Below are 12,406 nucleotides of genomic sequence, written 5' to 3' on the forward strand. Positions count from 1 at the left end.
ATTTTCATTCGTTCCTTAATTGCTTTTCACAGGTTCAGTTAGCAAACCTTCAATATCATCTTCAATACCATCCTCACTAGGGCGTTTAGCCATACTATCTGCAATTTTGCCCTCCTTATCCACCAAAATGTATTTTGGAACACCCGAAACACGGTAAACTTGACTGATGTTGTTTTTCTCTTTACCTGCAATCAATTGAACTCCAGATAATTCTTTGTTCGTTACGAAGTCACGCCATTGCTTTTCATTTTTGTCAATAGACAAATAAAGGAAAACTACATCCTTATCATGAAATTTTTCTTTAAGCTTTTTGGCATGGGGAATCTGCTGTTTACAAGGTCCACACCAACTCGCCCAAAAATCCATATAGACCACTTTGCCTATAAAATCACTCAATGCAACTTCTTCTCCGTCAATGTTCAAAACCTTGAAATCAGGTGCAACAGTTCCCGCTTCCAGATGTTTTACTTGGTCATAAACATATTTTACTGCAATGGTATATTTTTCAGTTTTCGTATTTTCCATTGCATAAAGGTAGTGTTCCTTCAAATCCTCAACCCGACTTCGCTGCAAACCTTCCACCAAATGTTGGGTAAGTATCATCGAAAGTAAAAATTTATCCTTGATAGTTGCCCTATCAATTGCACACAAATCAGCATAATACTTTGAAGCATCATATCGGGGCGTTTTTCTCATTTTGACCAAAAGCTGATAGGTCATATAGTTGTTCAAAAAGCTGGAATACGCCTGCAAATTTGCCAAAGCGGGATTTTCAACAATCATTTCCTCCAAAAAGCTAAAGTAATCCTTGTCCACAGAAGGTTGTTTTCCACGTCTTCGATTGAGGTTGAACACGTAAGTTAGTAGGTGATTGGCATATTGATAATCAATTTGCAAAGTACCAAAATTCATTGCTTCCTCCGAAATAGTGTGTGTATTGGCATATTCCTCCAAAAGTTGATGTTGAACAGCAATAACACTGTCCATTAACGCACGATACTCTTTAGGGCCGCCCTGTTTTTCCAACAATGCTTTCTTTTGAGTCGGGATACTCTTTGGCAATTCAGAAAAGAAAAAGTTGTTGATATCACCTCCTTCAAAGGAGGTTTTTTTGTTAAACTGATTCATATCTATATCCACAAATACGCTATCACCTGGTTCGATATAGACTTCAATATTACGTTTGCCATGTAGAAGGGTCACGATTCTTGGCGCATCCATAGGGTTGAGGTGAATGTTAAATTCATTATTTGAAGCCAATTCAACCACATAATCAGGTTGTTGTCCTTGTAGAAAAATAGGTGTTAGGTTCATGCCAAGTGCTTTACCTTGTGCATTGGTAATTTTGCCACTCAATACAGCACTATTTTGGGCGCAAAGATTTGGGAAAGAATAAAAGAATAGAAAAAGGTAGAGGAAAAGTGTTTTTTTCATGTTGGTAAATTCAGCAAAAATTGATGTTTTGTATATAAAATATTAGTGAGTAAGTTTTCTTGATATGTTTGTATGTATAAACATTAACTGGCAGAGTAAAAGCATAAGGGTAAATTTCACTCTGAATTTTATTTTTATAGAAAACTAATTGGTGAGACTTGCTATTCGTGCAAAGATAAGACCATTTCGATACATTTACAAAAGCATTTCAGCTATTTGTCTTCCCATTTCGCTGCCAATAGCCACACCCATACCACCTAACCGAACACCTATCACCACTTTATCGCTCTCCTCCCAATAACGCAGAATAGAGGACTTATCTTTTCCAAAAGCCATAATTCCTGTCCAGTTCATATCTATTTCAAAAGAAGCATTTGGTAAAATTAGATTTTGAAGTTTTTGCTTCAAGTCATTGATAATAATAGGATTTTCTGCAAAATCACTGCTTGTTTCCCTTTCAAAATCCAAATTGCGACCACCACCAAACAAAACCCTATTACCGATATTTCGGAAATAATAATATCCTTGATTGAAGTGAAAAATGCCTTTAAAAGACAAATTGTCAATAGGATGAGTAATCAAAACTTGACCTCTCCCAGGCTTCAAATCAATATTTGGCAACAATTTAGGAGTAAAAGCATTGGTACAAACGGCTACCTTTGCAGCAATGAAAGTCATTTTTTGTTGGGAAATAGGAGACTGGACATATACTTGCATTTGCCCCTTCTTTTCTTCAAAATCAACAACTTCTGCTCCATTTATCACCACAACTCCAAGACTTTGGGCATATTGCAACAAACATGACATCATTTTTCCCGTATCCAATTGACCTTCAAAAGCATTGCAGACAATCCCCTCAAAATGTTGAGTCGAAAAGCCAAATTCTTGTATTTTTTTGGAGGAAAGCACACTAAAAACTTTGCCGCCCAACATAGGCTTCAACAAGTCGTTCACCTGCTCCAAATTTTCCAAATCACTCATTTCTGATGCTTCCAACAGTTCATAACTGCCAAAAGATTGGTAATCAATCGAAGCATCTCCCAAACGTTTACGCAAAAGTTGTAAACCCTTCCATCGTCGTAGTACCAATTGAACCACCTCTTCAGCAGTCATTTTTTGAAGGTCGTCCAACAACTCTGCCAAACTGCCAATACACGCAAAACCCGCATTTTTGGTACTCGCACCTGTTGGGAAAATACCCCGCTCCAATACCAAAACTTTATGATTCGGTTGTTTTTCTTTCAGCGATACAGCCGCTGATAAACCTACAATACCACTGCCAATGATGATGTAATCATATTGAAGAAAAGACTGTTGTTCCCAAAAACTTACCATCCGTATGCTTGTGTTTGATTTTTTTTATAACGTAAAAGAAAACAATCTTTCAGTGTTTGACATTTAATAGCTGAAAGAATGTAACTATTTTAATATTTTCAACTTCAATTTTGATTCAATTCTATGATAGTGCGAAACGTACAAAAACTGGAAAAAATTGCTTTTATACTCAAAACAATTGCCCACCCTGTTCGGCTGCAAATCGTAGAACTGCTCGATTTGCATGGCGATTTATCTGTTGGAGAAATCTGTGAAAAACTAAACACTGAGCAGTCTTTAACTTCGCATCACCTTTCCAACATGAAATTGAAGGGAATTCTCAGTTCGACAAAAGATGGCAGAAAAGTAATTTATAGCCTCAAGGAAAAGTCTGTATTGCAAATACTCAACTGTTTAGATGACTGCAACTGCAATATGGGTTAAATAAAGGAATAGATATTTTTTGAAAATCAAAAGCTGTAAGTTTGTAAATCTTACAGCTTTTTCTATTTTTAGCCTTTCTAATGAATGTAAAACGGAATTTATTGCGTTCATTTGTACCTAAATTTTTCGGAACAAACAGTCCAAACTACTTATTTTTAATCCTTTTCTGCTTATGATAATCGGTATAATACAAGAAAAAATAGATGCTCGTGTGGTTCTCGTGCCAGAGGTAGCCAAAAAATTGGTAGAAAAAGAGAAAGTAAATGTATGGGTAGAAAATGGAGCTGGGGGAGGAGCATCTTTCAGCGATGAAGACTACCAAATAGTTGGAGCAGTGACAAAAAGCCGCAGTGACATTTTGCAGCAAGCAGATTTGATCGCAAGCATTCACCCAATTTCAAAGGAAGAACTGAGCAAATGTAAACCACAAACAGTGGTCATTTCCTTGTTTCAGCCTTTCTTCGAAAAAACCATTGGAGAAGAGTTGAAGGCGATGGATTTGCGTGCATTTAGTTTCGACATGATTCCTCGAACAACCCTTGCCCAATCTATGGATGTGCTTTCTTCAATGGCATCCATTGCAGGTTATCGAGCTGTTTTGACAGCGGCCAACCATTTTCCCTCTTATTTTCCTATGTTGATTACCGCAGCGGGTAGTATTCCACCTGCCAAAGTATTGATTTTGGGAGCAGGAGTAGCTGGTTTACAGGCTATTGCTACGGCAAAACGTTTGGGCGGAAGAATTGAAGCTTTTGATGTAAGAACGGCTGCAAAGGAGGAGGTAGAGAGTTTGGGGGCAAAATTTATTGAAGTAGAAGGCGCAAAAGACGATAAAAGTGCAGGAGGATATGCAGTCGAACAAACCGAAGAATACAAACAACGGCAAAGAGAATTGGTGCATGAACGAGCTATGCGTGCCGATATCATCATCACAACAGCTCAATTGCGTGGCCGAAAAGCCCCAATCTTAGTGGAAGAACGGACGGTGGAAGGCATGAAAAAAGGCTCGGTCATTGTGGATTTGGCTTCCTCAACGGGCGGCAACTGTGCTTTGACACAAGACAATAAAATCATAAAACATAACGGTGTGACAATTATTGGGGATTCCAATTTGCCCGCACAAATGCCCATAGATGCAAGTTTGTTGTTCTCCAACAATTTTTACAACTATGTAAAATTGATGATCAAAGAGGGCGAATTGCATCTTGATTTTGAAGATGAAATCATTGCCAAGAGTTATATTTGTTAGACTTTGGAGGAAAGAAGAGGGTTCGAGAAACGAGACTTTATTTTCATGAATGATATCCCACATTTCTTCTATGGCTTCCTTCCTCTTTAATTTTCATTTCGATTTTAATTTTCATTCATCATGAATATACTTCAATTTTTTTCAGAAAACATGCTTACGATTTATTTGGTGGTGTTCACTATATTTCTTGGGTGGGAATTGATTTCCAAAGTACCCACTGTTTTGCACACACCTTTGATGTCTGGTGCTAATGCAATCAGTGGAGTGGTCATTATTGGTGCCATTATCTTGATACGCACCGCCGATCCAAGTGATTATTTTACCCTTGTCATTGCCACTATTGGGGTCATATTGGGGACAATCAATGTGATGGGTGGATTTTCGGTGACGAACCGAATGTTGGAAATGTTCAGTAAAAAGAAAAAGAAATAATGGGAAATATCAACACACTTTTTGAAATAGGTTATTTGATTTCTGCTGTTGGATTCATTGTGGGATTGCGAGGATTGAGTAACCCTGCAACAGCTCGAAAAGGCAACTTGATAGCAGGTGCTGCCATGATTTTCGCCGTTTTTTTGACACTATTCATTCCAATGGAAGGGGCTGAAAATAACTACTTGTGGATTTTTGCAGGTTTGGCGATTGGTACTGGAATAGGGTTATTGTATGCTACAAGAGTGGCGATGACTGCAATGCCTGAATTGGTGTCGCTTTTCAATGGATTTGGAGGAGCGTGTGCGATTGTGGTATCAGTTATTGAAATTTACGGCAAATCACAGGGGGAAGTTGTTTTTTCACAAGAACTGACCATTTTGCTGACGCTGTTTATTGGTAGTGTGGCGTTTACAGGGAGCTTGGTGGCTTATGGAAAACTGAATGGAAGCCTTGGTGACAAGACGATTCCGCAAATTGTGAACACTATAATTGTATTGGTCATTGTAGGGGTGATTGGTTATATGCTCATGGGAACGGATGTTGACATGATATTTGTTGTTGTCTTGTTGGTCATTTCATTGATTTATGGCTATACCTTCGTGATGCCCATTGGAGGGGCAGATATGCCAGTAGTAATATCTCTACTGAATTCATTTACAGGACTTACTGCTGCGATGGCAGGTATTATTTACGGCAATCAAATCATGCTTTTGGGGGGTATTTTGGTGGGTTCTTCTGGAACGATTTTGACCATTTTGATGTGTGAAGCCATGAACCGTTCTCTGTTAAACGTATTGATTGGATCGTTTGGTGGTGGCGGTGCGGCTACAAGTGGCGGTGCTGGCCAGGAGAATCAAGTAGCAAAACCAACTACTGCAAATGATGCGGCCATGTTGATGTTTTATGCCGACAATGTGGTGTTGGTGCCAGGCTATGGCTTGGCAGTGGCTCAAGCGCAAAATGTTTGTAAGGATTTAGAAACAGTCTTGGAGCGAAATGGTGTAAATGTGCGTTATGCGATACACCCTGTTGCGGGACGTATGCCTGGACACATGAATGTATTGTTGGCAGAAGCGGATGTGAATTATGATAAGTTGATGGACTTGGACGCATCCAATGAGGTATTGCCAAAAGCAGATGTAGCCATCATTGTGGGCGCAAATGATGTGGTGAACCCTGCTGCAAAAACTGATAAATCGAGTCCTATTTACGGAATGCCGATTTTGGATGTTGAAAAAGCAAAACGAACGATTGTTTTGAAACGAAGTATGAGTACGGGATATGCAGGTATTCAAAACCAATTGTTCTTCAATGAAAACAACCAGATGCTCTTTGGAGATGCCAAAGACTCAATTCAGAAATTGGTAACAGAATTGAAGAATTTGGAGTAGTTGGTATAAATGAAAACTGGGTTTATAAAATAAAAAAACGGGACTTGGATATGTAAAAATCCAAGTCCCGTTTTTTATAAAAATATTAGGTTCAACTTATTTGAGTCGTATGTCATTGCAGAGCAGCATGGATGTTTTACTCCAATCCTATCAATACAATAGCATCCCTATCGTTTGTATGTTTGAAAACACCATTGAAGGGAGTTTCTTCTGCTAATTTTTTGTCGAGAGCCATTGCAGTAGCTTCACTATCAGTCACTACCACCAATTCATTTGCCAAGACATAATTATCAACTTCCTCATTTTTACTGATATAGGCTGGAACGCCTTCTTGCTTCAAAAATAAGGTAAAAGTGGTGTCTTCACTGATTGGTTTTTTGCTTACCAATTGTTCCATGTGATATGTAAAAGAAGATCCGTCTGCAACGGGGTTTTCTACATCTTTTTTGGAAACTTTCAAATGGTAAATATTGCCTAATTCATAGTCGTCAAAACCTTCAATGGCATCGTAGAAATATTCCCAATTTTCTTCTTTGATGGTTTCACCAAACTGCGCTTGTAAACAAAGTACAGCATCTCCAGATCCAGTACACGGACTTTGAAAGTGATTGATCCACATATCAAGCACTTCCGTTGGAGTAGATTCGTTTTGAGGGTCATCGCTTGGCTTAGTGGAGGTTGGAGCAGTAGTAGTGTTGCAACTGATTAAAAATAAAAAAATTACTGAAAGCTGATACATGATTTTGGTTTTAATAGGTGTTGAAAATTAGAGTGGTTTATATATAAACGCTGTTGCTTTGGCAAAATGTTTATATTTTTCAAAAAAAAGCAAAGAACGCAAAGTCAGTGTATCAACATTTGCGTTCTTTGAAATTTTTCCAGTTTAAGATTACCAAACTTTTGATTTTAGTAATTGTGGGCTTTAAGAAGTTGGACAAAAATTTTGTTAAACAAAGAGAAGTTCAACATGCTTCCAATCAAAGTATTGAAGTTTGACTTTTTACTTCTCTATTCTGTCCTCTTGCTTAAACTTACTTTTTCATGTATTGGAAAGAAGGATCAGGTCGTCCGACATAACAAGTTTTTCGGAATCCGTGTTTTTTGATGATGTCATACGTTTTCTTGGCTTCGGTGTAGTTGCTGCCAAAGTCAAAGATGTAGTGGCTACCTTCTATGATTTTCCAACGTCCGCTAATTTGTTTCACCTGAATATTGTTGGGATTGAAGCTTATACAATCTTCACCTGACATATTTCCTTGAGGAGCATTGTTGTTTACAAGCATATATTCAAAAGAAGGGTCAGGTCGTCCTACAAAACAAGATTTGTTCATTTTGTAGTATTTGATGATGTCGTAGGCTTTTTTGGCTTCTGCATAGTTGGGAAAGACAAACATGGCGTGACTTGTACCTTCAATGATGCGGTAGCGTCCATTGGTATAAGGTTTGATAGATATGTTATTGTAATTGAAGCTAATGCAATCTTCTGTTACATTGGTAGTTGAGCCGCCTGTGTTGCATCCGCCATTGGGGTACAAAGCTGCAACGGCTGACTTATCACCTGTACTTAAGGCTGTACGTTGCCCAAACGTTTTACCTGCAACTTTGCTTACGATGGTCGGTTGTCCGTTTTTGCTGAAAGCAGTTGGGCCGTAGTGCATAATAGAACCAAAATCGTAACTGCCTAAGTCCACACCTGCATAACCTCTATCTGTGTATTTTTGGAAGTTGTGGCTTTTGCCAGCTGTGATGTTGTTCCAATTGATGGTAATATAGCTATCTCTATCTTGTCGAGATTGTTCGTGGAATAGCCCTGATGCGTGTAAAATTTCGTGTTGAATACTTCCTATTGAGCAACCTCCAATTACAATTTCTTGACGACCACCTTGTTTACCTACCCAAGAAGCACATCCTCCACCTGATATAAACTCTACATAGTCAGACTGATTGGTGCGAGGAGATAAGCACAATTTGGTTTCAGCATTGATGCGACTGATAGCACTTAGAATATCATTTCGTTTTGGGTGATTGTTGGCAATCACATAGGGGATTTCACCGTTTGTCCATCGGTAATTGTTGCCACTGATTGCAGCAGCACCGTCACCAAATACTTCAACTGCTCGCCCTACAATAATGTCGCCATCTAAAAGTACCAATCCGTCAATGACTTCTACATTCAAAGTTTGTGGGCTTTTTGCGAAAGGCAATTGAATGGAAGCTTGTCTAATATCACGGTTCGTAACTTCGGGTTTGTACATTTCGGGATCTAATTGTCCAAAAATCTTTGGGCTAATCGTGGTGTTTTTTTGGATGACCAAAGGTTTTCTTTTGAAACTGCGTTGCGCCCATGCGTTGTCTGCAAAAAGAAAGCTAAGAATTAAGCTGCAAATGATGACTACTGAAAGTCGGCTGATGTTTAACATTGTGTTTTTCATCTTTTGAGGTTTTAATTAAAGTTTACAATTGTTGTTTGTTAATAATGATACCACAAAGATAAGGGTAATGGGAAGGCAGATAAAACCACATTTTTAATAAAAATAGTAGTCAAAATGGTTTTAAACGGTTTAAAATGATTATTGTTAGTAGTTTATAGGAAATTTATTTATTTATTTGCTTATGGCAACTACATTCAATACAATGTAGAATTGGGAACTCTTTCATAAAATCTGTGTTTATCGCTGTACAAAAGTTATTTTAGAAAATTTGTATTTTTGCAGAATCCAACATCAATCATCAAGTATTTATAAAAAATGGCTCTTTACAACAAATTTGACAAAAGACTATTGAAGGAAAAACTCGTTGAAGAACCTTTTAAACGGGTTACATTGTCGTTTTATCAATATGCGAAAATTGATGATGTGGAAGCATTTCGCAATGAACTCTACCGTACATGGGAACAGTATAGTGTTTTTGGCCGTATTTATGTGGCGACTGAAGGGATTAATGCTCAATTGAGTGTGCCTGAACCACATTTTGAAGCATGGAAAAGGCAGTTGTATAGCATTGATTTTTTGGACAATGTGCGTTTGAACATTGCAGTGGAAGATGATGGGAAGTCGTTCTATGTATTGAAAATCAAGATTCGACCCAAAATTCTGGCGGATGGTTTGAATGATGAAACCTTTGAAGTGACGAATAAAGGGAAGCACTTGAATGCGGAAGAATTCAATCAGTTGGCAGCCGATAAGGAAACGGTTATTGTGGATATGCGGAATCACTATGAGAGTGAGGTGGGGCATTTTGAGAATGCGATTTGTCCTGATGTAGATACTTTTCGGGATTCACTGCCGATTGTAGAGGACATTTTGAAGGGTAAGGAAGACAAAAATATTGTGATGTATTGTACAGGCGGTATTCGATGTGAAAAGGCGAGTGCATGGTTCAAACACAAGGGTTTCAAGAAGGTGCATCAACTGAATGGAGGCATTATCAACTATGCTCATGAGGTGGAACAGAAGGGGCTGGAGAACAAATTTAGAGGTAAAAACTTTGTATTTGATGACCGATTGGGTGAGCGGATTTCGGATGAAATCATTAGTGAGTGTCATCAATGTGGGAAACCATGTGATACACACATCAACTGTGCAAATGATGCTTGTCATTTGTTGTTTATTCAGTGTGAGGAGTGTGCTGCAAAATACGATGCTTGCTGTGGTGAAGACTGTCAAGAAACGATTCACCTACCTTTTGAAGAACAAAAAGAACGGCGAAAAGGCATCGAAAAAGGGCAACAGATTTACCGCAAGGGACGCAATAATCGGTTGCGTCCAAAATTATATGAAGAACGAAAAGAGAAATAGCGCAAAAGATGGCAAAGTTGGAAGAAGGAATTGATTTTTACTTCAATAAAGAAGGGCTAATGGTATTGACTGAAAAGTATCTTTTGGAGCGGGGTTACTGCTGCAAAAATGGTTGTAAGCATTGTCCTTATGGGTATAAGAAGAAGAAATAGAATAGGAATATCATCGAACTAAACTTTTAAAATTCATCGGATGAGGAATACTAATTTGAAGCCCTCATCCGATGATATAAGAATATCTAAAATTTGGCTCTTGATGGTTGATTAGGATAATAGCAGCCCGGAACAGATACCTTTTAGTCAAATAAACTCATTTAGAACCCAAAATTTACACCAACTCTGAATATCCACCCTGTATTGGTACGAAGGCCATTACCCACAAAATAAAATAGGTTTTGATTGTCTTTGTTTTTGGCATAAAACATGTCGTACAAAGCCATGGCATAGATGGAAGTACGCCCCATAAATTGGCGGTATCCTCCTCCAATGGGCAACATAGAAAAACTCTGTCGACTATTATCTGAGTCATCTTTGTAAGAAAATACGCCGTATTCTCCATGCAGGAAAAAATTGTCCAAAATATCGTAACGGGCAAAAGCATTTGCTCCGATTATATTGAAGCTATAATCGAGGAAACCAAACTTGTGGTATTGATACGAAGGACCTAATCCTGCCGAAAACTTGTCGGTGAAATAGTAACCGATGATTGGCGATACTTCAACGAAAGAATAGTTGTTGGAGAAGCTCAAGCCAATACTTCCACCTGTAAATAATCGACTTTTATCGAATCCCTTTTTTTCTGGTGTTTGTGCTTGTGCATTGATGTTTAGAAAGCATACAAATGACAAGATCGCCAATAAATAAGTTAATTTTTTCATTCTGTTTGTGTTTTTAGAAGATAGATAAACAAGTATATGGTCTTTGTGAACTTTTGAAGATGTAAAAGTAAACTTCAAAAGTCATGATCTCATTGAATATAACGGTTTTCGTTGAAGTTAAGATTTCTATTAATAAAGTTTTTTTTTAGCGAAACAACTTTCGATAAATAGGACTGCGGTATTTGAATTGCAACCACAACACTGGATAGAGCAAATAATCCATTATTTTGGAAGAGCTTCGATAGGTGATATCATCAATTAGAATGCTACCCGTTTTGTTTTTGATGATACGGTGTTTGTGTCGCCAATTAGAGAGGAAAAAAGGGAGTTGAACACCTTCGTCAATAAAGAAAATCTCATCTCCCCTTTCCTGAAAATCAGTTACTAAACTGATCCATTTCATCCCAAATGCTAACTGCAAATGCACTTCGTCACCCGTTTTGCAGCCATCAAAACGCAAAAGTTTGAGGGGCATCAAAGGAGGATTGAGTGCCAAAAACAATTTTCTATCGAAACCAACAAATACGTTTTGGTAGTCTTGTTGGACAGTAGTTTTTATTTGAAAGTGCATGATTTTAACTATTATTTTGCAACTGTGAACGATTTGCCGCAGTTTCCATTATCAGTTTTTTCTGATAGCGACCTTGTACCACATCGGTTATGACCATAATGAACAAAATGAAGTAGAAAGTAGCCTTGCTCATAGGGTGTATTTCGCTACCCCACAATTCTATATGCGCCAAATGTCCTCCTTCTGAAAGTAACATAACGCCGACCAAAAACAATACAAATAAACCCAAAACTTCATACATTCGATTTTGCTGCAAAAAGTTGGAGACCCGATCCGAAAGCCACATCATCAGAAGACCACCAATGATAATTGCTGTTGCCATCACCCAAAAAACCTTGGTCAAAGCCATGGCACTCAAGATGGAATCGAAAGAAAAAACAAGGTTCATCAATACAATCATAAATATAACTTGACCTGTTGAAGAACTTTTCTTTTGCTCTATATGTCCGTGTTCATCCTCAGATTGCAAAGAAATCATGTGCCATATTTCTTTCATGGCAGTGTAAATAATGAACGCTCCCCCTAACAACACAATGAGGCTGTGAATGTTGAACTGACTATGCACATAATCTCCAATATGTATGCCGAAAATGGGGTCTTGAAAATATTGAATAACGCTGATAAGGATAAATAACAAAACAATACGCAAGATAATCGCCAAACCAATGCCGACTTTCCGTACATACGATTGTTTGTCGGCTGGCGCATTTTTAGATTCTAAGGAAATATACAGTAGGTTGTCAAAACCTAAAACTGCTTGTAGCATGATGAGCATGAAGAGGGTGAAAAGATTATCAATATTTAGGGTTTCCATTGGTTGTGATTGATTGTTTTGGTGAAAAAATGTAGAATAGATGCTGCAAAATACGGATTATTTTGATTCATCGAAAACTT

The 12,406-nt window shown here is 38.0% G+C and carries 13 protein-coding genes; 6 read left to right on the top strand and 7 right to left on the bottom strand.

All coding sequences use genetic code 11. The features are described from left to right. Positions 1-15: 15 nt before the first annotated feature. Positions 16-1,434 (bottom strand): TlpA disulfide reductase family protein, encoded by a 1,419-nt coding sequence (locus R3E32_01630; GenBank protein MEZ4883407.1) that lies wholly within the window; start codon positions 1,432-1,434, stop codon positions 16-18. A gap of 195 nt (positions 1,435-1,629) precedes the next feature. Then, positions 1,630-2,769, bottom strand: a complete 1,140-nt coding sequence (locus R3E32_01635; GenBank protein ID MEZ4883408.1) for an FAD-dependent oxidoreductase — start codon at positions 2,767-2,769, stop codon at positions 1,630-1,632. Between the two features lie 129 nt (positions 2,770-2,898). On the opposite strand from R3E32_01635, the gene R3E32_01640 reads away from it, so the two are divergent. From R3E32_01640 to R3E32_01655, 4 genes are all read left to right on the top strand, one after another. Beyond that, positions 2,899-3,192 (top strand): metalloregulator ArsR/SmtB family transcription factor, encoded by a 294-nt coding sequence (locus R3E32_01640; GenBank protein ID MEZ4883409.1) that lies wholly within the window; start codon positions 2,899-2,901, stop codon positions 3,190-3,192. A 172-nt stretch (positions 3,193-3,364) separates the two neighbouring features. After that, a complete protein-coding gene (locus tag R3E32_01645; protein ID MEZ4883410.1) occupies positions 3,365-4,441 on the top strand; it encodes an NAD(P) transhydrogenase subunit alpha in 1,077 nt (358 codons plus the stop codon). A 150-nt stretch (positions 4,442-4,591) separates the two neighbouring features. After that, positions 4,592-4,873 carry an NAD(P) transhydrogenase subunit alpha gene (locus R3E32_01650; GenBank protein MEZ4883411.1) on the top strand — a complete coding sequence of 94 codons (282 nt, stop codon included), beginning with the start codon at positions 4,592-4,594 and terminating at the stop codon, positions 4,871-4,873. Beyond that, positions 4,873-6,267: an NAD(P)(+) transhydrogenase (Re/Si-specific) subunit beta gene (locus R3E32_01655; GenBank protein MEZ4883412.1), complete on the top strand. Its 1,395-nt coding sequence runs from the start codon at positions 4,873-4,875 to the stop codon at positions 6,265-6,267. Before R3E32_01650 ends, R3E32_01655 begins: the two co-directional genes overlap by 1 nt. A 136-nt stretch (positions 6,268-6,403) precedes the next feature. Here R3E32_01655 and R3E32_01660 read toward each other — a convergent pair whose 3' ends face one another. Both R3E32_01660 and R3E32_01665 read right to left on the bottom strand, forming a co-directional pair. Further along, positions 6,404-7,006 carry a DUF4377 domain-containing protein gene (locus R3E32_01660; GenBank protein ID MEZ4883413.1) on the bottom strand — a complete coding sequence of 201 codons (603 nt, stop codon included), beginning with the start codon at positions 7,004-7,006 and terminating at the stop codon, positions 6,404-6,406. A 292-nt stretch (positions 7,007-7,298) separates the two neighbouring features. Beyond that, positions 7,299-8,699: a M12 family metallopeptidase gene (locus tag R3E32_01665; protein MEZ4883414.1), complete on the bottom strand. Its 1,401-nt coding sequence runs from the start codon at positions 8,697-8,699 to the stop codon at positions 7,299-7,301. Between the two features lie 315 nt (positions 8,700-9,014). Between R3E32_01665 and R3E32_01670 the strand changes: the two genes are divergently transcribed. Both R3E32_01670 and R3E32_01675 read left to right on the top strand, forming a co-directional pair. Beyond that, positions 9,015-10,064 carry a rhodanese-related sulfurtransferase gene (locus tag R3E32_01670; protein ID MEZ4883415.1) on the top strand — a complete coding sequence of 350 codons (1,050 nt, stop codon included), beginning with the start codon at positions 9,015-9,017 and terminating at the stop codon, positions 10,062-10,064. Positions 10,065-10,072: 8 nt separating this feature from the next. Then, on the top strand, positions 10,073-10,216 hold the full coding sequence (locus tag R3E32_01675; GenBank protein ID MEZ4883416.1) for a DUF5522 domain-containing protein: 144 nt from the start codon (positions 10,073-10,075) through the stop codon (positions 10,214-10,216). A gap of 161 nt (positions 10,217-10,377) precedes the next feature. Here the strand turns inward: R3E32_01675 and R3E32_01680 are convergent, their stop codons facing one another. The 3 genes from R3E32_01680 to R3E32_01690 all read right to left on the bottom strand — a co-directional run bounded on the left by R3E32_01680 (position 10,378) and on the right by R3E32_01690 (position 12,326). After that, positions 10,378-10,941 (bottom strand): hypothetical protein, encoded by a 564-nt coding sequence (locus R3E32_01680; protein ID MEZ4883417.1) that lies wholly within the window; start codon positions 10,939-10,941, stop codon positions 10,378-10,380. 145 nt (positions 10,942-11,086) lie between these two features. After that, positions 11,087-11,512, bottom strand: a complete 426-nt coding sequence (locus R3E32_01685) for a hypothetical protein (protein MEZ4883418.1) — start codon at positions 11,510-11,512, stop codon at positions 11,087-11,089. 4 nt (positions 11,513-11,516) lie between these two features. Continuing rightward, complete coding sequence (locus R3E32_01690; protein ID MEZ4883419.1) at positions 11,517-12,326, bottom strand: TerC family protein; 810 nt, start codon at positions 12,324-12,326, stop codon at positions 11,517-11,519. Between the last annotated feature and the right edge of the window lie 80 nt (positions 12,327-12,406).

This window comes from Chitinophagales bacterium (assembly GCA_041392475.1).
Classification (GTDB): Bacteria; Bacteroidota; Bacteroidia; order Chitinophagales; family UBA2359; genus JAUHXA01.